The following is a 22,167-nucleotide window of genomic DNA, read 5'->3' as shown; positions in this document are numbered from 1 at the left end:
GCTATTCCTTATCACTGAGTTGGTGCAGAGCTTGCACGGCGGGAAACAGGCTACGGTAGCGGCCGTAGCGGATGCTCAAGGCTGCGCTGTGCGCGGCATCGGGCAGGAAAGTGTTTTTGATGGGCAAGCCCTGCGTCAGCAGGCTGGCGTCGCCGATGGCCGCAAAGCCCAGCTTGGCCGCACCGAGGCTGGCCGACAGTTCGCTGTTGTGCAAGGTGCGCATTTCGCGTCCCAGCACATTGGCCAGCAGCTGCGCCCAGTACTGGCTGCGCGCGCCGCCGCCCACGAGCATGCAGTGGGGCACCACGGCACCGGTCGATATGACGGCCGCCATGGCGTCGCGCAAGGCAAACGCCACGCCTTCGAGCACGGCGTAGCCGAGCTGCGCCGGCGTGCTGTCGTGGCCCAGCTGCAAAAAGGCGCCGCGCACTTGCGGGTCGTTATGGGGCGTGCGCTCGCCCGACAGATAGGGCAGGAACAGGGGGGCGGATGGCGCGATGACAGTGTCAATCGGCAAGGCCGCTTCCACGAGGGCCAGCAGCGCGGCCTCGTCGGGCTGGCCCAGCACGCCAGTGGCCCAGCGCAAACAGCTGGCGCCGGACAGGATCGCACCCATCGCATACCAGCGGCCGGGCAGGGCGTGGCAAAAGCTGTGCACGCCGCCGGCCGGGTTGCCCAGCGGCTGCTCGGTGACGGAGACGATGGCGGCGCTGGTACCGAGCGAAATGAAACTGTCGCCGCCGTTGACGGCGCCGATGCCTACGGCCGAGACGGGGTTGTCGCCCCCGCCACCGGCCACCACCACGTCAATCGGCAAGCCCAGCTGGTCTGCGATGGCGGCCTGCACGGTGCCCGTGGCCGCGTCGCCTTCGGCCAGCGCCGGCATCTGTTCGGGCACCAGGCCGCAGGCGGCCAGCATGGGCGCGAACCAGGCACGTGCGGCCTCGTCCAGCCACAGGGTGCCGGCCGCGTCGGACATGTCCGTCAGTTTGATCCCCGTCAAGCGCAGGCGCAGATAGTCTTTCGGCGACAGCAGGCAGGCGATGGCGGCAAACGCGGCCGGCTCATGCTTTTGCAGCCACAGCAGTTTTGGTGCCGTCAGGCCCGCCATGGGCAGGCTGCCCGTCACGTCCGCGTAGGCGGGATAGTCGCGCGTCAGACTGGCCGCTTCGGCTTCGGCGCGCGCGTCGTTCCACAGGATGGCGGGACGGATCACGCCATCGTTGCTGTCGAGCAGCACGGCGCCATGCATCTGGCCCGACAGGCCGATGCAGGCGATGCGTGCGTAGTCCTGCGGCCAGCCGGCGCGCAGCTGCGCCAGGGCGTTGACGCAGGCGGCCCACCAATCCTGCGGCGCTTGTTCGGACCAGCCCGGCTGCGGGCGGCTGGTATCGATGCGCACGGACGCCTGGCCGCGCACGGCGCCGGTGCCGTCCATCAGCACGGTTTTCAGTTCGGAGGTACCGAGATCGATACCGAGGGAAATCGCTGGATGCATGTTGATTTACAGTGAAAGGTCAGGGGCAGCCGCAGGAGTTGCGTACGCGCAAGGTCGGCGACAAACGCTGCACGTGCTGGGCGCGGCCCGGGTTGGCGATACGGTCGATCAACAGGTCGACGGCCATGGCGCCCAGCTCTTCGAGCGGCTGCGCCATCACGGTCAGGCGGGGGCTGAAGTAATCGGCCCAGTCGAAATCATCGAAGCCAGCCAGCGCCACGTCTTGCGGTACCGCAATCTGTGCGTCTCGCAAGGCGTGCATGGTGCCGATGGTCATCAGGTTATTGCCGGCCACGATGGCCGTCGGACGCTGTCCGGCTGGCAGGGCCAGCAACTCGCGCGTGGCCGCGCCGCTGCGCTCCAGGTTGGAGTCGCCCGAGCGCAGCAGTGCGGGGTCAAAAACGATATCGGCGCGCTGCAGGGCCAGGCGGTAGCCTTCGATACGCTCGTGCGTCGTGGACAGGCCCGGTGCGCCCGCGATGAAGCCGATGCGGCGGTGGCCGTGGGCCGCGATCAGGTGACTGACCAGCTGCGCCGTCGCCTCGATGTTTTCCACGCCGACCTGGTCGAACGGCTGGGGCGACATGCGGTCGACCAGCACGGAAGCGATCTTGTTGCTGGTCAAATAGTCGAGCGTGCGATGGTGCGAGTCGCCCGAAGGCGCCAGCACGATGCCGTCGACCCGGCGCTGGTGCAAGTTCTGCACCACCTTGAGTTCCTGTTCGGGATCGTCATGCGTATCGGAAAACAGCATCATCAAACCGTGGCGCGTGCAGGCCGCCTCGATGGCGCGCACGGTTTCACTGAAGTAATGATTGGTGAAAGCGGAAATGGCCACGCCGATGGTGCCCGACGAGGAGCCGGCCAGCGCGCGCGCCAGCATGTTCGGCACATAGCCGATCTGCTGCATGGCCGCATTGACGGCGGCGACGGTTTTCGGGCTGACCTTGCGGGTGCCGTTGAGTACGTGCGAAACGGTCGACAACGATACGTCCGCCGCCCGCGCTACATCTTCCATGGTGGCCATGGTGTCTCCTGATGGTTTTATTCTTATTGTGTGCTGCGATAGTGTGCGGCTGTGTCGCCGCGTTGGAATCTATCGTAAACAAAAGAAAGCGCTTGCGCAAGCGCTTTCTTTTTTGTGCGGATGGGTGGATGGTGGGTTTTCGATGAGGATAGGGAAAGCTTGCGTAGGTCGGATCAGCGCGCCAGAGGCGCGCGTAATCCGACATCGGGGACGGTGGTGATGCCGGTTGAGGGCGCTGGTGTTGTCGGGTTACGCGCTTGCGCGCTAATGCAAGCGTTTTCTTTTTTCTGCGCGGCGATGATGGATGGGTTTTCGATGAGGATAGGGAAAGCTTGCGTAGGTCGGACTAGCGCGCCGGAGGAGCGCGTAATCCGACATCGGGGACGGTGGTGATGCCGGTTGAGGGCGCTGGTGTTGTCGGGTTACGCGCTTGCGCGCTAATGCAAGCGTTTTCTTTTTTCTGCGCGGCGATGATGGATGGGTTTTCGATGAGGATAGGGAAAGCTTGCGTAGGTCGGATTAGCGCGCCAGAGGCGCGCGTAATCCGACATCGGGGACGGTGGTGATGCCGGTTGAGGACGCTGGTATTGTCGGGTTACGCGCTTGCGCGCTAACCCGACCTACTGGATCACCAGCTCATGCAATTCGCCGGGCGAGTCCGGGAACAGTTTCACCACGGTGGACGTGCGCGTGCCGTAGCCCGGTGTTTCGATGCAGACGGCGGACAGCACGCGCTCGAGGTCGAGCGGCACGCCCGTGTCGGGCAAGCGGAAGTCCGGCGCGCGCGTGGTGTCGGCCAGCATGTCGAAGTAGGCCTCGTCGGGGGCGCCCTGGCACAGCAGGCTGGCGAACTGGGCCTTGGTCTTCAGGACCTTCGGCCACGGTGCGTCGAGCAGGGCGTTCGACAGGCCGTAGATGCCCGGTTCCAATGGCTGGCCATTGCGCGCGTCGCCATCGCCGCGATTGGAAAACCAGATCAGCGTATCCGCATCGCCCAGCACCAGGTTAAAACCGTTGTAGGCTTTGCAGCCGGTGCGGATTTGCGCGATATAGTCTTGCGGCGACATGTCGCCGGCCAGATAGTCGGCCACCAGGGCGCCGCGCGAGGGGGCGTCCGGGTTGCGGTCTTGCGGGCTGCGGATGTTCGTGATGGCGGCAAAGCGCGAGCTGCCGCTGCCGGACTGCGTGATGCCCATCCAGCTGCCGCCCGCCTGCAGGTCGCGGCCCGCATACACTTGCGGGTGCTCGGGCCAGGCTCCGGCGGGGGCGCTGGCGCGTTCATAGAATTCGTCGCGGTTGGCGGCGGCAATCAGCGGAATGTGCGGATTGACTTTCCAGGCAAAAACGATCAGGCACATGGGGGCAAATCCATGAACACTTCCATATGGCGCGCGCCTGCCGTCAGGGCCAGCAAGCCCGCCTCGTCGGCGGCAGCGGCCAGCAAGTCCGCAAAGCCTTCGCCGACGACGGGATAGATTTCCATCCACGTCTGCAAGCCATCCTTGCTGTCAGGACGGCGCTTCAGTTGCGGCGCCACGCCGGACGCGGCCGCCAATTTCGTCTGCAAGGCGCGGACCCTGGCTTCCAGCGCCTGGGCGTGCTCTTCCTTGACCTGATAATAAATGTACAAATCTTTCATGGCATTCTCACAAGTCGAGTGCGTCAAGCACGTAAGGCATGGGCAGGAAATGCACGGCCGCACCCTGGGCCGAGTCGTAGCGCACGGCGCCGGCGGCGCTTGAACCTTCTTCGATCGCCCCCAGCTTCATTTCAACGAGGGCGTCGATGCCGCCGCTGCCGTTGGGCGCCGCGTTGACGACCATGCCGCAAGGTTGCTCGGGGTCGCTGACGGCAAACAGTTCGCCGCCGGCCACTACCGAGGGATCGGCAATGCTGACGAGGGTGGTGCGGCGCTTGAGCTTGCCCAGGTACTGGCTGCGCGCGACGATTTCCTGGCCCGGATAGCAGCCTTTCTTGAAATTGACGCCGCCCAGCAGCTCGAAATTGACCATCTGCGGCACGAATTGCTCTTGCGTGGCGGCCGTGATTTGCGGGATGCCCGCATGGATGTCCGACAATTGCCAGGCGTCATTGCCGCCCTTGGCCAGTTTTTCAGCCAGCTGCGGCCACACCTCGCGCGCCGTGGCGGCGGACGTCAGCCATTCATAGCGGGCGCTGCCGAAGGCGTCGGCCACGCGCAGCACGGTGCCCAGCGCGTGCTCGACCTTGCTGAACGGCGCGGCGGGCAGGGTGGAAAACAGTGCGGACAGGGCCGCGCCGGCTTGCTTGCCGCCCAAGCCCAGCCTGACCTGGTTCGCTTCATCAACGGATGCATCGTGCAGCTTGGCCTTGGCGCGCAGCACGAACATCTGCAGGCGCTTCTGGATGGCGGGCTGTATGGCGCGCGGCAATTGCAGATAAATGGTGGTGGCGTTGCGCCACATCAGGAAACTGGCCAGCAGGCGGCCTTTCGGCGTGCAGTAGCCGGCCAGGCGCACTTGCTCCTGGTTCAGGTGCTCCACGTCGTTGGTCAGCTGGCCGTGCAGGAAACTGGCTGCCTCGTCGCCGTTCAAGCCGATCAAGCCCTGGTCCGTGATGGCCGCGACAAAACCTTCTTGCAGCTGGGACACTGTCAGGGACTGGCCAAAATCGGCGATAGGGGCGGCGGCGATGGGGGCGGTGCCGTCAGGCGCGCCATCGATGGCAGCGGGGCGGGCGCCTTGGGCAGTTAAAAATTGATTCCAGTTATTCATAATTTCCATTAGATCAGCGATTAAGCATTATCATTACGGGTTCATTATAGTGATGTCGCGCAGATTGCGTCGGCAGCGGCAAGATTGCCAGTGTTGGCGCCGCTTTGCGCGTACTTGCTTCACAAATGAACGATCATAACAAGCGCGCGCTGCCCGCCAGCGAGCGCATCACAAGAATCGGAACAATGGCTTTCTTTAAAAAACTTGTAGTCAGTTCAGTCATCGCCGCCATCGGCGTGGGCGGTACTTTTGTGTACTGGGCGCAGCAGCCCATCACCACGGACGGCGAAGCGATTCCGTTTACGATTGCGCCCGGCAGCGGCGCGCATGCGGCCGGCCAGCAGATCGCGGACGCGGGCGTGCCCATCGTGCCCATCTTGTTCAACATGCTGGCGCGCATCGAAGGCAAGACCTCGAAGATCAAGGCCGGTTCCTACGAGCTGAAGCCGGGCACGACGCCGCAGCGTCTGATCACGCAACTGGCGCGCGGCGAGTTCGCGCAGGAATCCTTGACCATCATCGAAGGCTGGACCTTCAGGCAGATGCGCATGGCCATGGCCAGCCATCCCGGCCTCAAGCACGATACCGTGGGCCTGTCCGACAAGGAACTGATGGCGAAGATCAGCCCCGAATATGTGCTGCCGGAAGGCTTGTTCTTCCCGGACACGTATCTGTTCGCCAAGGGCGCCAGCGAAATGCAGATTTTCAAGCAGGCGCACGCGGCCATGATAGGCCGCCTGTCCGAAGCGTGGGACAAGCGCGATCCGGCCTTGCCGTATAAAAACCCGTACGAGGCGCTGATCATGGCGTCCATCGTGGAAAAGGAAACGGGACAAAAGTCCGAGCGGGCCATGATCGCCGGCGTGTTCGTCAACCGTCTGAAGACGGGCATGCTGCTGCAGACGGATCCCACCGTGATCTATGGCATGGGCGACAACTACCAGGGCAAGATCCGCAAACGCGACCTGGAAGCGGACACCCCGTACAATACTTACACGCGCGGCGGCTTGCCGCCCACGCCGATCGCCCTGGCTGGCGCGCAATCGCTGACGGCGGCGCTGGCGCCGGCCCGCACGCAGGCGCTGTACTTCGTCGCGCGCGGCGACGGCACCAGCCAGTTCTCGGCCAACTTGCCCGACCATAACCGCGCGGTGAACCAGTACCAGCGCTAATATCCTTATCAAATCAAGAGCTTCATGACACAACACTATCAACCGCGCTTCATCACCTTCGAAGGCATCGACGGCGCGGGCAAGTCGACGCATATCGGCTTTGTTACCGATTACCTGCGGCAGCGGGGCGTGCGCCTCGTTTCGTCGCGCGAACCAGGCGGCACCAGCCTGGGCGAAAAGCTGCGCGAACTGCTGCTGCATGAAAAGATGCACCTGGAAACGGAAGCCTTGCTGATGTTCGCCAGCCGCCGCGAACACATCGCGCAAGTCATCGCGCCCGCCCTGGAACGGGGCGAGTGGGTCATTTCCGACCGCTTTACCGATGCCAGCTTCGCCTACCAGGGCGGCGGCCGGGGCATGGACTTGCGCAAGATGGAGCAGCTGGAAGCGTGGGTGCACCCGCATCTGCAGCCGGACATCACATTCCTGTTCGATGTGCCGCTGGCCGTGGCACGAGCCCGCCTGGATGCCACGCGCGCACTGGATAAATTCGAGCAGGAGCGATCGGATTTCTTTGCCGCCACGCGCAATGAGTATTTGCGCCGCGCGGCCCAGTTCCCGCAGCGTTTCCGCATCATCGATTCCACGCAAAGCATTGCCGACATCCAGGTGCAGCTCGCGCAATTGCTTGATGTATTACTTGCACAAAGCACTGTAACGCGCTGATTTAAAAGAAGAAGATATGACAAGTTCTCTGTATCCGTGGCAACAGGACGCGTGGCAGCAGCTGCAAGCCTTGCGCCCGCGCATGCCGCACGCCATCCTGTTCCATGGCGCGCAAGGCATCGGCAAGGCCGACTTCATCGAGCATTTTGCGCAAGCGCTGCTGTGCGAAGACGTGCGCGCCGACGGCCATGCCTGCGGCGCCTGCGCCTCGTGCGGCTGGTTTAGCCAGGGCAACCATCCCGATTACCGCCGCGTGCGTCCGGAAGCGCTGGAAGACGAGGTGGCGGACGACGGCGAAGAGGGTGAAGGCGCGAAGAAAAGCGCCAAGACCAAGACGCTGTCGAAAGACATCAAGATCGAACAGATCCGCAACCTGGCCGACTTCATGAACATTTCCACGCACCGGCAAGGCTTGCGCGTGGTGGTGCTGTATCCGGCCGAGGCGCTCAACACGCCCGCCTCGAACGCCTTGCTGAAGACCCTGGAAGAGCCGCCGCCGGGCACCTTGTTCCTGCTGGCCTCGAACAGCCTGGACCGCCTGCTGCCGACGATCTTGTCGCGCTGCCGCAAATTTGCCTTGCCCATGCCCAGCCACGAGCAGGCGTTGACGTGGCTCAAGGCTCAAGGCTTGAACGATGCGGACAGCTGGCTGCGCGAGCAGGGCGGCGCGCCGCTGGCCGCGCTGGCCCAGTCCGAATCGGGCGGTCGCGAGGAAACGGAACAGTTGCTGCAGGTGCTGGCCAATCCCGGCGTGGAAGCGGCCCTGAAGGCGGCCGACAAATTGCAGAAGGCGCCGCTGGCGCCGCTCGTGGCATCGCTCCAGCGCTGGCTGTACGACGTGTTTTCCGTTAAATTGTCCGGCACCATCCGCTACTACCCGCGCCACCGGCGCGAACTGGAAGCGCTGGCCGGGCGCATCAACGTCAGCCGCCTGATGGCCGCCATCAAGGCCGCCAACGAGCGCCGGGCAATTGCCGAACACCCCTTGTCGCCCAAGCTGTTCCTCGAAGACATGCTGCTAGACTACGCGTCAAGTTGCCAATGAAATCAAGGGCTTGCGTTACTGAGTTAATGTAAATTATCTCTGCCGTTTGCAACGCTTGACCCCCGGTGTTACAGTCAAGGCACTGAACAGCAACGGAGGCGTGCATGCAACGAGTCACTGGCATTGGCGGTATCTTTTTCCAGGCGCAAGACCCGGCCGCGCTGCGCGCCTGGTACCAGCGTCACCTGGGCCTGGACGTGCAGCCCTGGGGCGGCGCCGCCTTCACCTGGACGGATAGCGCCGGCCAGCCCACGGCCGGTACCACCATCTGGTCCGTGGCGGCCAAGGACAGCGAGCAGTTCGCGCCCGGCAAGGCGTCCTTCATGGTCAATTACCGGGTCGACGACCTCGATGCGCTGCTGCAAGCGCTGCGCGACGAAGGCTGTAATGTGCTGGACAAGGCGCCCGACTCGGAATACGGCCAGTTCGGCTGGGTCATCGATCCCGAGGGCAACAAGGTGGAGCTGTGGCAGCCGCCAGAAGGGCAGTAGGCGGGGCAATAGGCGAAACCTGCGCCATTCAGCGATAATACCGGCTCAGATAACGATCCCTATTGATTATGCGCGACATTATTGCTGGATTCCTACGTTTCCAAAAAGAGGTTTTTCCTGAGCGCCGCGAGTTGTTCAAGACCCTGGCCACGGGACAAACCCCGAAGGCCCTGTTCATTTCCTGCTCGGACAGCCGCATGGTGCCGGAACTGGTGACGCAGCGCGAGCCGGGCGACCTCTTCGTGATCCGCAACGCGGGCAACATCGTGCCTTCGTACGGCCCGGAGCCGGGCGGCGTCAGCGCCACGGTGGAATTTGCCGTGTCCGCCCTGAACGTGAGCGACATCGTCATTTGCGGCCATTCCGATTGCGGCGCGATGAAGGCGATCGCCACCTGCGCCTGCCTCGATCACATGCCGGCCGTGCGCAGCTGGCTGCACCACGCCGATGCGGCGCGCATGATCAACGAATCGGTCGACCATCCGACGGAACAGTCGCGCATCGACGGCATGGTGCGCGCCAACGTGGTCGCGCAACTGAATAACCTGCGCACGCATCCCTCGGTGGCGCTGGCCATGGCGCAGCATCGCCTGACCCTGCATGGCTGGGTGTACGACATCGAGAACGGTTCGCTCGACGCGCTCGACGAATCGACCGGCAACTTCGTTCCACTGGCCGAACACCCAGCCTCGCAGATGTAATCGGCTGCCAGCATCCGAACCGCCCCGGCAGGGGATGCGCGCCGCCGCCGTTCCCCTGCCAGTTTTTGCTCCCTCCGGTACAATCCCGCCTTATGTATATCGATTCCCATTGCCATATCAATTTCCCCGAGCTGGCCGCTCGCATGCCCGAGATCCTCGCCAAGATGGCCGAGAACAAGGTGACGCACGCGCTGTGCGTGTCCGTCGACTTGCCGGACTTCCCGCAGGTGCTGGCCCTGGCCGAGCAGTATCCGCATATCTTTGCCTCCGTTGGCGTGCATCCCGATTACGAGGACACGCCTGAACCGTCGGTGGAAGACCTAGTGCGCCTGGCCGACCACCCGAAGATCATCGCCATCGGCGAGACGGGCCTCGATTATTTCCGCCTGACGGGCGACCTCGAGTGGCAGCGCGAGCGTTTCCGCACTCACATCAAAGCTTCAAGAATCACGCGCAAGCCCTTGATTATCCACACAAGAGCGGCCAGCGAAGACACGATACGCATCATGCGCGAAGAGGGTGCGGGCGTGGCCGACGGCGGCGTGGCCGGCGTCATGCATTGCTTTACGGAATCGCTGGAAGTGGCGCGCGCCGCCATCGATATGGGTTTCTATATCTCGTTTTCCGGCATCGTCACGTTCAAGAGCGCCAAGGATTTGCAGGCCGTGGCGCTGGAAGTGCCGCTCGAGCGTATCCTGATCGAGACCGATTCGCCGTACCTGGCGCCCGTGCCGTTCCGCGGCCGCATGAACGAACCGGGCTACGTGGCCCACGTGGCCGAGTACCTGTCGACCCTGAAAGGCATTCCCCTGGACCAGGTGGCGAAACAGACGACGGACAATTTCTTCAAGCTATTCAATCAGTTGCCGTAACTTCTTAAGGTCCGACATGATGAAAAAACTCGCTGCGGCGATGCTGCTGTGCTGGACGGCGGCCGGCCAGGCGGCGCCGGAACCGGATGCCTTCTTCCGCGCCGTCTCCGTCAACAACGACAGCGGCGTGCGCGGCATGCTGGCTGACGGCATGAATCCGAACCAGCCTGACGCGCAGCGCGGCGACATACCGCTCGTGCTGGCCCTGCGCGACGATGCGGACAAGGTGTTCAAGCTGCTGCTCGACGCACCCGGCATCGACATCGAGGCCCGTTCGGCCAACGGCAACACGGCGCTGATGATGGCCGCCTACAAGCACAAGCTGGACGCGGTGAACGCCTTGCTGGCCAAGGGTGCCAAGGTCAACCAGAGCGGCTGGACGGCGCTCCACTATGCGGCCTCGGCGGGCGACTTGCCCATCATGAAGATATTGCTCGACCGCGACGCCGTCGTTGATGCGCGCGCGCCTGCCAATATCACGCCGCTGATGTTTGCCGCCCGCGAAGGACAGGAGGGCGCCGTCAAGCTGCTGTTGTCCTGGGGCGCGGACGCCAGCCTGAAAAGCGACCATGGCTGGACGGCCGTGCAGTTCGCCCAGGCCGGCGACAAGCCGGGCGTGGTCGCCATCATCGAAGCGGCCCAGAAGGCGCGCGCTGCCCGTAAATAGTCGTTCTGATAATATTTTCCATGCCAGCGCTGAAACTGGCATGGAATTGCCTCTCACCTCAGCCCTTTGTTCTCCCTGGCGATTAACGATAATGATCGTGTCGCATTAATCAGGAGATTGTTCGCATGGGCCATCACACCACCGTCAGGCGCCGGCTGTATTGTCGCCGCCCCTCGCGCAGCCCGTGCGATATCACTGCTTTCTGGAATGACAAAACCGATCGGCCATCGGAGCCAGACTCCAAGAGGACAGACATGCTGAATGAACGAGAAATCGAGAGTTGTTACCTGGGGCAATTTATCCCCGTCCATTACCATCACAATATGTTGATGGACCAGAACCGCATGCACGGGTTCAAGTCGGCGATCGATTACGCGGTGAAACCCGGCATGAAGGTGCTGGAGCTGGGCGGCGGCACGGGCGTGCTGTCGTGGTTTGCGGCAGCGCGCGCCGACAAGGTCTGGTGCGTGGAGTTCAATCCGGACATGGTCAAGGAAGCGCGCAAGATGCTGGCGCTCAACCCGAACGGTGAAAAAGTCGAAGTCGTCCATGCGGACGCCTTCGAATACCTGCCGCCCGAGCCCGTTGACGTGGTCATCTGCGAAATGATCCATGTAGGCATGCTGCGCGAAAAGCAGGTGGAAGTGATCGAATCGTTCAAGCGCCGCTACCTGGCCCGCTTCGGCGGCCCGCTGCCCATCTTCCTGCCCGAGGCCGTCATCATGGCCGTGCAGCCGATGCAGCAGGAATACGATTTCGAGGGGTTTTATGCGCCCATCGTGCAATTCCAGGAAACCACGGCCATCCACCCGGGCGTGCTGGAACTGGCGCCGCCGTCCGTCTACAGCATCATCGACTTCAGCCAGCCGACGGACAGCGTGTTCGGCTTCGACGGCAAGTTCGTCGTCGAGCGCAGCGGCACCTTGAACGCCTTGCGTTTCGTCACCAAGAACATCCTGGCCGTCGTGCCCGAGCGCTCGACCACCATCGACTGGCTGAACCACTACATGTGCCTGCCGCTGGCCGCGCCGGTGGCCGTGAAGGCGGGCGACGTGCTGCAGGTGAGCTTCCAGTACCGCGCGGGCGGCTCGATCCCCTCGCTGGAAACGTCGATCCGCGCGCAGGTGATCTATGACGTGAATCTGCAGCCAGTCACGCAGAATCCTGTCTACGCCTGATCAGCTGACCAAACCTGCTGCGCGTCGCGATTTGCGGCCTGCGATGCTCACCGTACTAAAGTACGGTTGCGCTTCTTAGCCACAACTCACTGCCGCTCGCTACGGTTTTGTCAGCCGTTCGAAATCAAATTTGGGCAACGCCGCAGCGATTTCATCCTGCGGCGTTTGTCCATTCAGGGTATATTCCGTCCTTTACCACTGGACAGCTTTATTATCATGGAACAGATCGATCAGCGTTACCTCGTGCAACAGAACAAAATCAGCGACGGCGAGACCAAACCGCCCGTGTTTGCCAAGGTAATGCGCAGCAAGGAAGGCGTGTTTGAAGGCGTGTCCTTCATCAAGTCGAAGGACAAGGCCTCCATCCTGACCATCGAAGAGGCCAACCAGGCCATCAAATGGGCCGCCAGCAAGAAGCCGAACGCGCACGAGTACATCACGAAAGTGATTTGCGTCGGCCAGTAAGCCCCGTTTATTCCCGTTTTTGCACCGTTCATCCCCGTAGCACGCAGTTCGTCGCACGGCCGTTGCCGCTGCGGCGGTGCTTGACTATAGTGCCGTCACGGTAGCGGGGCAAGCACGGCTTGCTCCGCACATTTCATTCGAGGGGAACGCGATGCTGGGATTCGTGCTGTGGCTGCTGCTCTTGCTGGTGTGCTGGCCCCTGGCCTTGCTGGCTCTCGTGCTGTATCCGCTGGCCTGGCTGCTGTTGCTGCCATTGCGCCTGATCGGCATCGGCGTGGAAGGCGTGTTCGAATTGCTGCGCGCCATCGTCATGCTGCCGGCACGCGTGCTCGGTGGCGGGCGGCACTAAACTGAATTCTCCATAAAAAAATGGCGCCGTCGGCGCCATTTTTTATGCGTGTGCTGTTTACAGGTCGACCATGAAACCGGCGCCGATCGATTTCTGCGAATAGTTATAGTCGATCAGGCTCTGGCCATAGCCGGAGAACAGCTGCAGATAGCCTTTCAGGTTGGCCTTCAATGGGAAAGCCCAGCTGGCCTGCATCGAGCCATGCTTCTTGCTGAAATTGCGGCGCGCCGTCACGGCGTATTCATGGCCCTTGTTGCGGTAGCTCACGCGCAAGTCGCCATGTCCCATGTAATCGGTGATGTCGATATTGTCGTTGTCCGTCGCGCTGTTGTCGAGGCGGTGCCAGATGCGGCCCGTGACGGCCAGGTTGTCTTTTTCCACGCCCAGCTCGGCATACACGCGGTTCCAGCTGCGCGACAGGGTCGAGGTCTGGCCATTCGACTGGTGCACGAGGCCCAGGTTCAGGTAATTGAATTCCAGGCCCGCGAAATTCTTGTTGATCGGCAAGATCAGCATCAGCTCCGGCTGGTAATTGGTCTCGCGGAAGGGGCTCGAAGCCTTGCGGTTATACGCCTGCCAGAAACTTTGCTGCGTGTAGCCGAACCACATGTCGATGGGCGTGCCGGCGATGTCCTCCAGCAGTTTCATCTTGAAACTCAGCTGGAAGGTCAATTCCACGTGCTGGCTCTTGATGCCGGCTGGCGTGAAATCCTGGAACGGTTCGTCGTTCGAGGCGTCGCTGTAATTGGCCAGCAACAGATAGGTGTCGCGGTGCGGGCGGAAGTTGAACAGGCCCCGCTTCGAGGCGTCGTTCAGTTCCCACGATTGCTGGGTGCGCGAAATCGGTGCTTCCGGCGGCGCCGCGCCAGCCTGCGCGATGGCGGGGATGGCGGCGTTGACGGCGTCCGGCGTGGCCACGCCCGGCGGGCTGACGGGCGTGATGGGAGCAACCTCGGCAGCCGCTGCCAGGGCCACGGCAGCGGTGGCAGGATCGCCGCCGGCGGCGATGGTGGCTTTTTCCGCCGCCTTGGCCAGGGTGTCGAAGCAGCCCAGGCGGGCGCTGGCGTCGCCAAGCACGGCGCAACGCTGCATTTGCTGTTCCAGTTCGCCGGCCATGGCCAGCGCCGGCGACGCCAGCAGGGAGGAGAGGATTATTTTTCTTAGTTGGATGGTCATAGGCTGAGTGGGGCATGTCATTCGGTGCGCACCTGGGCTGCATGCCGGCGGCGTCGCCTTGCACGGTAATTCACCGTGCGTATTGATTTTGATTAATCTTTGCTGGATTAATAAAGTTGAAAGTATAGCCGAAACTCTTATTTGTCCTGTGCAACGCGCGTGCGCGTTAATGTCAGTGTTGCGCGCATGGTAAAAACCGGTTACCCGCTACCGCCAAAATCGATGTCTGCTACACTGGAAAACCGGCGCAAACACAGTCGTGCCGGGGCTAGCCATGGAGATTGTGATGACCCGCAAAACACCTATCGAGCGCTACCGCAACATCGGCATCAGCGCCCATATCGATGCCGGCAAGACCACCACCACCGAGCGCATCCTGTTTTATACGGGGGTCAATCACAAGATCGGTGAAGTGCACAACGGTGCCGCCACCATGGACTGGATGGAGCAGGAGCAGGAACGGGGCATCACCATCACCTCGGCCGCCACCACCGCGTTCTGGAAAGGCATGGCCGGCAACTTCCCCGAACACCGCATCAACATCATCGATACGCCCGGCCACGTTGATTTCACGATCGAGGTGGAGCGCTCGATGCGCGTGCTCGACGGCGCCGTGATGGTCTACGACGCCGTCGGCGGCGTGCAGCCGCAATCGGAAACCGTCTGGCGGCAAGCCAATAAATACCACGTGCCGCGCATCGCCTTCATCAACAAGATGGACCGGGTGGGCGCGGATTTCCTGCGCGTGCGCAAGCAGATCGGCGAGCGCCTGAAGGGCGTGGCCGTGCCCATCCAGCTGCCCATCGGCGCCGAAGAGCATTTCACGGGCGTCATCGACTTGCTGAAAATGCGCGCCATCACCTGGGACGACGCCAGCCAGGGAGTGCAGTTCAGCTATGGCGAAATTCCCGCCGAGCTGCTGGCGCAGGCGCGGGAGTGGCACGAGCACCTGGTCGAGCACGCTGCCGAGGCCACCACCGAGATGACGGAACGCTACCTGAATGGCGACACGTTCACCGAAGCGGAGCTCAAGCAGGCCTTGCGCGCGCGCACCATCCGCAACGAGATCGTGCCCATGCTGTGCGGCAGCGCTTTTAAAAACAAGGGTGTGCAGGCCATGCTCGACGCCGTCATCGAATACCTGCCGTCACCCATGGAAGTGCCGCCCATCATGGGCCACGACGAGCACGACAACGAGGTGGAGCGCCATCCGGCCGACGACGAGCATTTCTCGGCGCTGGCCTTCAAGATCATGACGGACCCGTTCGTGGGGCAGCTGACCTTCTTCCGCGTGTATTCGGGCGTGGTGAACTCGGGCGACATGGTCTACAACCCCACCAAGAGCGCGCGGGAACGGCTGGGGCGCATCCTGCAGATGCATGCGAACGAGCGCAAGGAAATCAAGGAAGTGTATGCGGGCGACATCGCCGCCGCCGTGGGCCTGAAAGCCGTCACCACGGGCGACACCCTGTGCGCCATCGACCACACCATCGTGTTGGAAAAGATGATCTTCCCGGAACCCGTGATTTCCCAGGCCGTCGAACCGAAGACCAAGCCGGACCAGGAAAAGATGGGCATCGCCCTGAACCGTCTGGCGCAGGAAGACCCGTCGTTCAGGGTGCATACGGATGAGGAATCGGGCCAGACCATCATGTCGGGCATGGGCGAACTGCACCTGGAAATTCTGGTCGACCGCATGCGGCGCGAATTCGGCGTGGAAGCGAACGTGGGCAAGCCGCAGGTGGCGTACCGCGAAACCATCACGCGCGCGGTGGAAGATATCGAGGGCAAGTTCGTCAAGCAATCTGGCGGACGGGGCCAGTACGGCCACGTGGTGCTGAAACTCGAACCGCTGGAGCCGGGCACGGGATACCAGTTCGTCGACGCCATCAAGGGCGGCGTCGTGCCGCGCGAATTCATTCCCGCCGTCGACAAGGGCATCATCGAAACCCTCAAATCGGGCGTGCTGGCCGGCTATCCGGTCGTGGACGTCAAGGCCACGTTGACGTTCGGCTCCTACCACGACGTCGATTCGAATGAAAACGCGTTTCGCATGGCCGGCTCCATCGCCTTCAAGGATGGCATGCGCAAGGCATCGCCCGTGCTGCTGGAACCGATGATGCAGGTGGAGGCGGAAACGCCGGAAGAATTCATGGGCAACGTCATGGGCGACTTGACGGCCCGGCGCGGCATGGTGCAGGGCGTCGAAGACATTCCCGGCGGCGCGGGGCGCATCGTCAAGGCCCTGGTGCCGCTGGCGGAAATGTTCGGCTATTCCACCACCCTGCGCTCGCTGACCCAGGGCCGCGCCACGTACACGATGGAATTCAAGCATTATGCGGCCGTGCCCAAGCATATCCTGGACCAGGTGGCATCGGCTGGCAAGGCCAGGTAGGTCGGATTAGCGGGGCAACGCCCCGCGTAATCCGACACCACCACCGGCCATGCCAACAATGTTGTCGGCTTACGCGCCTTGCGCTAAGCCGACCTACGCATCAATTCAGAAGATTCTGCGCAATGATGGCATCGGCCATCTTCTCCGCCTCGTCCACGGGCTGGCTCAGCGCCTGGGTCGTGTAGACGGTGGATGCCGCCATCGGCTGGTCCAGCGTCGCCCCTTCGCCATGGCTGGTGTCGACCGTCACCGTGGTCGACAGGCCGATGCGCAGCGGGTGGGCGGCCAGCTCTTTCGGGTCCAGCGTGATGCGCACGGGCACGCGCTGCACCACCTTGATCCAGTTGCCCGTGGCGTTTTGCGCCGGCAACAGCGAAAACGCGCTGCCCGTGCCGGCCGACATGCCCAGCACCTTGCCGTGGTAGACGACTTTGCTGCCATACAAATCCGTTTCGATGGTCGCCGCCTGTCCCACGCGGATATTGCGCAATTCGGACTCCTTGAAGTTCGCGTCGACCCATAACTGGTCGAGCGGCACGATGGACATCAGGGGCGTGCCCGGCGTCACGTGCGTGCCCAGTTGCACGCTGCGCTTGGCGACATAGCCTGAAACGGGCGCGACCACGGCGTTGCGGCGCACGGCCAGCCACGCCTGCAGCACGTCGCCCTTGGCCGACAGCACGGCCGGATGGCTGGCCAGGTTGACGCCGGTCACGCCCGCTTTGGCGGACTCGGCCTGGCGCTGCGCCACGATCAAGGCTGCTTTGGCGTCATCGACGGCCTGTTTCGCATGAACAAGATCTTCGCCCGAGATCGTGTGGTCCGCCGCCAGCGGCGCGCGGCGGGCCAGGTTGCCCTGCGCCGTGGCCAAGGCCAGGCGGCGCTGCTCGATGATGGCGTCGTACTGCGCCACGCTGGCATAGCGTTCGCGCTCCTGGCGCACGACGTTGCCCAGGCGCGCCTCGGCCTGGCTCAGGGCCAGGTCCGCATCGATGGCGTTCAGCGTGATCAGCGGGGCGCCCGCCTTGACCATTTGCGTTTCGTCGGCGCGGATGGCGTCGACATTGCCCGTCACTTGCGCGGACAGGGTGACGAGGTTACCGCCCACGTAGGCATTGTCCGTCACTTCTTCCCTGGACAGCACCAGTTGATAGTAGGCGGTCCAGGCGGCGCCGGCCACGAGAAAGGCGGCCGTGATGGCGATCAGGACGGCCTTGCGCTTGCCCGGCTGTTCGGTGGAGGTGGTTGTGGTTTCGCTGCTCATGATGTGTTCCGTAATCGATCGTTATTGTTTAGTCGTCGTGGCGGCAAAGTCGCTGCTGCCCCGGTAGCCGCCGCCCAGGGCCACGGTCAGGCTGATTTCCGCGTTCTGGCGCTGGTTTTGCAGCTGCATGCCCAGGTCCACCTGGCCGCGCACGGTCATTTCCGCATTCAGTTGCGTGGCGCGGTCGGCCAGGCCTTGCTTGAGCCGCGCATTCGCGTTGCGCAGCTGCGCTTCGCTGGCGCGCAGGTTTTCCTGCTGCAGCCGCAGCTGGTTTTCCACGCCTTGTACCCTGGCACCGGCCTGCGCCACGTCGCGCACGACATTGAAGACGTTCTGGTTGTAGTCGGCGATCAGTTCGTTGCGTTCGCTGCGCGCGCCGGCAAGCTGGGCCTGCAGGCGGCCGCTGTCGAACAGGGGCAAGGACAGGGCCGGGCCGATGAACAGGGTGCGGCTGCCCGATTGCAGCAGCTTGCCCAGTTTGATCGCATCGAGGCCGAACGAGGCCCCCAGGTCGATATCGGGGTAGAACGATGCCTGCGCCGCTTCGATCTTGCTCATCGAAGCCTGTACCCGCCAGCGGGCCGCCTGCAAGTCGGGCCGGCGCGCCAGCAATTCCATGCCCAGCTTGCCGGGCAGGGCGTGTGGCAGGGCCTGGGCAACTTTTGGCTGCAGGCTGGCCAGCGCCGAGCTGTCGCCGCCGAGCAGGGCGCGCAAGGCTTCCCGTTCCGTGACGACCTGCGTTTCCAGCAGGGCGATCTGCTGCTGCAGCAAGCTCAAGCGTGTTTGCGCGGACAGATGGTCGTCGCTGACGCCGAGGCCGTTGGCGATGCGTTTTTCCTTGTCCAGCACCAGTTGCTGCTGCAGTGCCACCAGCGCATGCAGGTTGTCCATGCGGGCCCAGTTGTTTTGCATGCTGAAGTAGTGGCGTGCGATCTCGGCGGCCAGCATCTGTTCCGCCATCGCGTATTCGGCGCGGCGGGCATTGACTTCACCGAGGCTGGCCGCGATCTGCGCCTTGTGCCTGCCCCACCAGTCCAGGTCGTAATGGGCTTGCACGCCCACCGTGACCTCGTTGTAGTAATTGCCGCCGATGGGGGCGGGCATCAGGCCGTTGCCCGAATAGCGCTGGCGGCTGGCGTTCGCGCCCAGGTCCAGCCTGGGGCCGCGCTGCGCGTGTTGCGCGTCAAACGCGGACAGGGCCGAGCCGATGCGGGCATTTGCCACCGCCAGGTTCGGGCTGGCGGCCAGCGCCTGTTCAATCAGCTGGTCCAGCTGATCGTCCTGGAACTGGCGCCACCACTGGGCGGCGGGCCAGCCCTCGCTGGCCAGGTGGATGTCGGCCGCCAATTGCACGGTGGCCAAGTCTTGCTGCGGCAGCTGTTGCGTGTCGGGCGCAATGCTGGCGCAGCCGGCCAGGGATAAGCTTAGCGCCAGGACGCTCAGGGAGAGTTTCATCGGTGTGTGCATGAGGGTTATTCCATGGCCGCGTGGTCGACCACGACAGGCGCATTTTTCTTCGGTGGTTTGATCAGGAGCAAGAGCGGCAGCACGAGGATGGTCAGCCACATCATCAGCCAGAAGTCGTCGAGGTAGGCGATCATCGACGCCTGCCGCGTGATTTCGCCATTCAGCGCCGCCATGCCCGTGCTCGTGCCCAGGTCGAACACCTGGGCGATGCCGGGGTCATGCAGGGCCGGATTGGCGATCGTGATGTGTTCCGTCAGGGACGCATGGGCGATCTGCGTATTGCGCACCAACAAGGTCTGCACGAGGGCGATGCCGATGCTGCTGCCGATATTGCGCACCAGACTGTAGATGGCCGTGCCTTCCGCCCGCATCTGCGGCGACAGGGTGGCAAACGTGGCCGCGCTCAGGGGCACGAAGACGAGGCCCAGGCCGATGCCCTGGATGATGCCGTTCCACACGACCGTCTTCGGCACGAGGTCCAGGGTGAAATTGGCCATCTGCCACAGCGAAAACGCGGTAATCGAAAAGCCTACGCCCAGCAGGATGCGCGTATCGATCTTGCCCGTCAGCCTGCCGACGATCAGCATGGCCAGCATCGTGCCAAGGCCGCTGGGCGCCGTCACCAGGCCGGCAATGGCCGCCGGGTAATTCATCAAGCCCTGCAGCATGGACGGCGTCAGCGCGCGGGTGGCGAACAGCACCATGCCGACGATGAAGATGAACAGCAAGCCGCTCACATAGTTCGAATTCTTCAGCAGGCGGTAATCGAGGAAGGACTTGCCGGCCGGGCGCAGCGCCGTGTGGGCGATGAAGTAACAGAGGCTCATGGCCAGCACGATGGCTTCGATCCACGTTTCCGTTGAGGAAAACCAGTCGTTCTGCTCGCCCCGGTCCAGCAGCATCTGCAGCGCGCCGATGGACAGGCTGAGCGTCGCAAAGCCGAACATGTCAAAGTTCATGCGGCGGTTGGGCGGGTCCTTGCGGATGTAGCGCCAGATGCCATAGAAGGCCATGGCGCCGATGGGGATGTTGATGAAGAAGACCCAGCGCCAGCTGTAGCTGTCCGTCAGCCAGCCGCCCAAGGTCGGTCCCAGGATGGGACCGATCATCACGCCCATGCCCCAGATGGCCATGGCCGAGCCGTGCTTTTCGCGCGGATTGATGTCAAGCAAGACCGCCTGCGACAGCGGCACGAGGGCCGCGCCGAACACGCCCTGCAGCAAGCGGGCGGCGACGATCTCGGACAGGGTGCCGGACAGGCCGCACAGCACGGAGGCGAGCGTGAAACCGGCGACCGACACGAGAAAGGTGTTTTTCTGGCCGAAACGGTCGCACAGCCAGCCCGTCAGGGGCGTGGCGATGGCGGCGGCGACGATGAACGAGGTCAGCACCCAGGTGATCTGGTCTTGCGATGCGGAAAGGCTGCCCTGCATGTGGGGCAGGGCGACGTTGGCGATGGTGCCGTCGAGCGCCTGGATGATGGTGGCGAGCATGATCGAAATCGTGATCATGCGCCGGTTCAAGGTAGGGTCCTGTGAAGCGGGCAGCGCCGGCGTGGCACTGGCTGTGGCCGAACTCATGCGGATTTCTCCGTGGCCGCCTGTAGCGCTTCCAGCAGTTCGGTGGCGGCCTGCAGCTGACCGGGATCAATGCCCTGCAGCAGTTCCTTGCGGAAACCGTCCGCTTCCTTGCGCACCGTGTCATACACCTGCAGGCCAGCTTCCGTCAGCACGACGAGTTTCACGCGGCGGTCCGTTTCCGACGGCTGGCGCTGCACGAAGCCCGATTTCACGAGCCGGTCCAGCATCGACACCATGGTGGGGTTTTCCACGCCTAGCTGATGGGCCAGTTCGCTTTGCGAGGGCGGCTGCGGCGATTTGGCGATCATGGCGATGCACATCCAGCTCGCTTGCCCCAGGTCCAGGTCTTTCAGGCGCCGGTCGATCGCATGGCGCCAGCCGCGCGCCGTCTTGTGGAGCGCGGCGGAAAAGCGCTCTTCGATAGAAATCATAAGGTGAGTCGTCTAATGGTTAGGTGTCTAACTAATATTTTAGCATGCTGGTTTGACAGGCGTACAGGCCTTTCCGTTTGCCGGCGCCGCTGGTACATTAACAGTCAGCCCACCACCATCAGGAGACAGCATGACGACGGAAAAACAGAAGCAGGACGGACAGCACCGCGACAGCAGCGACTTTGTCATCACGCAAACCTTCGACGCGCCGCGCGAACTGGTGTTCCAGTCGTGGGTGGAGCCGGAACGCCTGGCCCAGTGGTGGGGCCCCGTCGGCTTCGAATTGAGCGTGCTGGCGCTGGACTTGCGGCCGGGCGGCGTCTTCCACTACGGCATGCGCGCCGACAATGGCTACGAGATGTGGGGCAAGTTCACCTACCAGGCCATCGAAGCGCCGGAAAAGATCGTCTCGATTTTGTCCTTCGCCGACAAGCAGGGCAATGCCGTGCAGCATCCGGTCAGCGCCACCTGGCCTTTGGAATCGTTCAATGTCATGACGCTTACCGAGGAAAACGGCAAGACGACGATGACCTTGCGGTCGACGCCGCACAAGGCCACGGATGAGCAGCATGAGACGTTCAAGCAGGGGTTTGAGTCGATGAAGGAGGGGTTCAAGGCGACGTTTGCACAGCTGGCACAATACCTGGCGCGTGTTCAGTAAGTTTGTATTGAATGGCGGGCCAGAGCCGCGGGCCTGAGAAAACGGCCATGGCTGCGTTGCTTGGGCTCGCCGTACTCATCGTACTGTCTTCGCCCGCGCGCCTTGCCCTGGCCATTTTTCAGGCCCGCTGGGCCCGGGGCGCCTGGGTTGAGGGGGCGGGCGGGTTCTTGCTATCGTTGCCGGTTGGCGGTTGAGGGACGTCTGCTGACGCCTGCGGATTCAATCGGTCAACGCAACACACTGTTCAAATCGTTGAGCCGGTGTTTGGTAGCGTAGCGTCTTCCTGGGACGCTCGTTGAGTCTTCTGGC

The 22,167-nt window shown here is 63.1% G+C and carries 22 protein-coding genes; 12 read left to right on the top strand and 10 right to left on the bottom strand.

What is annotated here, in order from left to right:
• Nucleotide 1 precedes the first annotated feature (1 nt).
• The 5 genes from xylB to ygfZ all read right to left on the bottom strand — a co-directional run bounded on the left by xylB (nucleotide 2) and on the right by ygfZ (nucleotide 5,287).
• Nucleotides 2-1,486: a xylulokinase gene (gene xylB / locus AC3RCG_RS15860; protein ID WP_492401692.1), complete on the bottom strand. Its 1,485-nt coding sequence runs from the start codon at nucleotides 1,484-1,486 to the stop codon at nucleotides 2-4.
• A 31-nt stretch (nucleotides 1,487-1,517) separates the two neighbouring features.
• Nucleotides 1,518-2,525 carry a LacI family DNA-binding transcriptional regulator gene (locus AC3RCG_RS15855; protein WP_492401279.1) on the bottom strand — a complete coding sequence of 336 codons (1,008 nt, stop codon included), beginning with the start codon at nucleotides 2,523-2,525 and terminating at the stop codon, nucleotides 1,518-1,520.
• 620 nt (nucleotides 2,526-3,145) lie between these two features.
• Nucleotides 3,146-3,883, bottom strand: a complete 738-nt coding sequence (locus tag AC3RCG_RS15850) for an NRDE family protein (protein WP_492401280.1) — start codon at nucleotides 3,881-3,883, stop codon at nucleotides 3,146-3,148.
• Entirely contained in the window at nucleotides 3,874-4,164 is a 291-nt protein-coding gene (locus AC3RCG_RS15845) for a DUF4936 family protein (protein WP_492401282.1), read from the bottom strand. The genes AC3RCG_RS15850 and AC3RCG_RS15845 overlap by 10 nt, the downstream gene beginning before the upstream one ends.
• A 7-nt stretch (nucleotides 4,165-4,171) precedes the next feature.
• Nucleotides 4,172-5,287, bottom strand: coding sequence for a CAF17-like 4Fe-4S cluster assembly/insertion protein YgfZ (ygfZ, locus tag AC3RCG_RS15840; protein WP_492401284.1), 1,116 nt, complete (start codon nucleotides 5,285-5,287; stop codon nucleotides 4,172-4,174).
• Nucleotides 5,288-5,463: 176 nt separating this feature from the next.
• Between ygfZ and mltG the strand changes: the two genes are divergently transcribed.
• The 10 genes from mltG to AC3RCG_RS15790 all read left to right on the top strand — a co-directional run bounded on the left by mltG (nucleotide 5,464) and on the right by AC3RCG_RS15790 (nucleotide 12,884).
• Nucleotides 5,464-6,450 (top strand): endolytic transglycosylase MltG, encoded by a 987-nt coding sequence (gene mltG / locus AC3RCG_RS15835; protein WP_070288479.1) that lies wholly within the window; start codon nucleotides 5,464-5,466, stop codon nucleotides 6,448-6,450.
• 24 nt (nucleotides 6,451-6,474) lie between these two features.
• Nucleotides 6,475-7,116 (top strand): dTMP kinase, encoded by a 642-nt coding sequence (gene tmk / locus AC3RCG_RS15830; RefSeq protein ID WP_070311861.1) that lies wholly within the window; start codon nucleotides 6,475-6,477, stop codon nucleotides 7,114-7,116.
• Nucleotides 7,117-7,132: 16 nt separating this feature from the next.
• On the top strand, nucleotides 7,133-8,161 hold the full coding sequence (locus AC3RCG_RS15825) for a DNA polymerase III subunit delta' (RefSeq protein ID WP_492401286.1): 1,029 nt from the start codon (nucleotides 7,133-7,135) through the stop codon (nucleotides 8,159-8,161).
• A gap of 104 nt (nucleotides 8,162-8,265) precedes the next feature.
• Nucleotides 8,266-8,652: a VOC family protein gene (locus tag AC3RCG_RS15820; protein ID WP_070311860.1), complete on the top strand. Its 387-nt coding sequence runs from the start codon at nucleotides 8,266-8,268 to the stop codon at nucleotides 8,650-8,652.
• Nucleotides 8,653-8,720: 68 nt separating this feature from the next.
• Nucleotides 8,721-9,353 (top strand): carbonic anhydrase, encoded by a 633-nt coding sequence (locus AC3RCG_RS15815; protein WP_492401288.1) that lies wholly within the window; start codon nucleotides 8,721-8,723, stop codon nucleotides 9,351-9,353.
• A gap of 92 nt (nucleotides 9,354-9,445) precedes the next feature.
• Nucleotides 9,446-10,225 carry a TatD family hydrolase gene (locus AC3RCG_RS15810; protein ID WP_070288475.1) on the top strand — a complete coding sequence of 260 codons (780 nt, stop codon included), beginning with the start codon at nucleotides 9,446-9,448 and terminating at the stop codon, nucleotides 10,223-10,225.
• 16 nt (nucleotides 10,226-10,241) lie between these two features.
• Entirely contained in the window at nucleotides 10,242-10,892 is a 651-nt protein-coding gene (locus AC3RCG_RS15805) for an ankyrin repeat domain-containing protein (RefSeq protein ID WP_492401291.1), read from the top strand.
• Between the two features lie 254 nt (nucleotides 10,893-11,146).
• On the top strand, nucleotides 11,147-12,070 hold the full coding sequence (locus AC3RCG_RS15800) for a class I SAM-dependent methyltransferase (RefSeq protein ID WP_070218343.1): 924 nt from the start codon (nucleotides 11,147-11,149) through the stop codon (nucleotides 12,068-12,070).
• Nucleotides 12,071-12,286: 216 nt separating this feature from the next.
• Nucleotides 12,287-12,535 carry a hypothetical protein gene (locus AC3RCG_RS15795; RefSeq protein WP_070218342.1) on the top strand — a complete coding sequence of 83 codons (249 nt, stop codon included), beginning with the start codon at nucleotides 12,287-12,289 and terminating at the stop codon, nucleotides 12,533-12,535.
• Nucleotides 12,536-12,686: 151 nt separating this feature from the next.
• Entirely contained in the window at nucleotides 12,687-12,884 is a 198-nt protein-coding gene (locus AC3RCG_RS15790; RefSeq protein WP_101481368.1) for a hypothetical protein, read from the top strand.
• 57 nt (nucleotides 12,885-12,941) lie between these two features.
• On the opposite strand, the gene AC3RCG_RS15785 is transcribed toward AC3RCG_RS15790, so the two are convergent.
• The gene (locus AC3RCG_RS15785) at nucleotides 12,942-14,060 is read right to left on the bottom strand and encodes a phospholipase A (RefSeq protein WP_070311856.1); all 1,119 of its coding nucleotides are present in this window, start codon (nucleotides 14,058-14,060) and stop codon (nucleotides 12,942-12,944) included.
• A gap of 286 nt (nucleotides 14,061-14,346) precedes the next feature.
• Between AC3RCG_RS15785 and fusA the strand changes: the two genes are divergently transcribed.
• A complete protein-coding gene (gene fusA / locus AC3RCG_RS15780) occupies nucleotides 14,347-16,455 on the top strand; it encodes an elongation factor G (protein ID WP_492401294.1) in 2,109 nt (702 codons plus the stop codon).
• A 100-nt stretch (nucleotides 16,456-16,555) separates the two neighbouring features.
• On the opposite strand, the gene AC3RCG_RS15775 is transcribed toward fusA, so the two are convergent.
• Genes AC3RCG_RS15775 through AC3RCG_RS15760 form a run of 4 tightly spaced genes read right to left on the bottom strand, consistent with a single transcriptional unit; the run spans nucleotide 16,556 to nucleotide 21,197 of the window.
• The gene (locus AC3RCG_RS15775) at nucleotides 16,556-17,719 is read right to left on the bottom strand and encodes an HlyD family secretion protein (protein ID WP_492401296.1); all 1,164 of its coding nucleotides are present in this window, start codon (nucleotides 17,717-17,719) and stop codon (nucleotides 16,556-16,558) included.
• A 21-nt stretch (nucleotides 17,720-17,740) separates the two neighbouring features.
• Entirely contained in the window at nucleotides 17,741-19,186 is a 1,446-nt protein-coding gene (locus AC3RCG_RS15770; protein WP_492401298.1) for an efflux transporter outer membrane subunit, read from the bottom strand.
• A gap of 5 nt (nucleotides 19,187-19,191) precedes the next feature.
• Nucleotides 19,192-20,766 carry a DHA2 family efflux MFS transporter permease subunit gene (locus AC3RCG_RS15765; protein WP_070311853.1) on the bottom strand — a complete coding sequence of 525 codons (1,575 nt, stop codon included), beginning with the start codon at nucleotides 20,764-20,766 and terminating at the stop codon, nucleotides 19,192-19,194.
• On the bottom strand, nucleotides 20,763-21,197 hold the full coding sequence (locus AC3RCG_RS15760) for a MarR family winged helix-turn-helix transcriptional regulator (protein ID WP_070218336.1): 435 nt from the start codon (nucleotides 21,195-21,197) through the stop codon (nucleotides 20,763-20,765). The genes AC3RCG_RS15765 and AC3RCG_RS15760 overlap by 4 nt, the downstream gene beginning before the upstream one ends.
• A 130-nt stretch (nucleotides 21,198-21,327) precedes the next feature.
• Here AC3RCG_RS15760 and AC3RCG_RS15755 point away from each other — a divergent pair, with 130 nt between their 5' ends.
• Nucleotides 21,328-21,858 (top strand): SRPBCC family protein, encoded by a 531-nt coding sequence (locus AC3RCG_RS15755; protein ID WP_492401300.1) that lies wholly within the window; start codon nucleotides 21,328-21,330, stop codon nucleotides 21,856-21,858.
• Nucleotides 21,859-22,167 lie beyond the last annotated feature (309 nt).

It is taken from the genome of Janthinobacterium sp. GW823-FHT01H08 (genome assembly GCF_058797855.1).
Note: the sequence above shows the minus strand (reverse complement) of the source record. Positions and strands in the feature narration are given on the sequence as shown.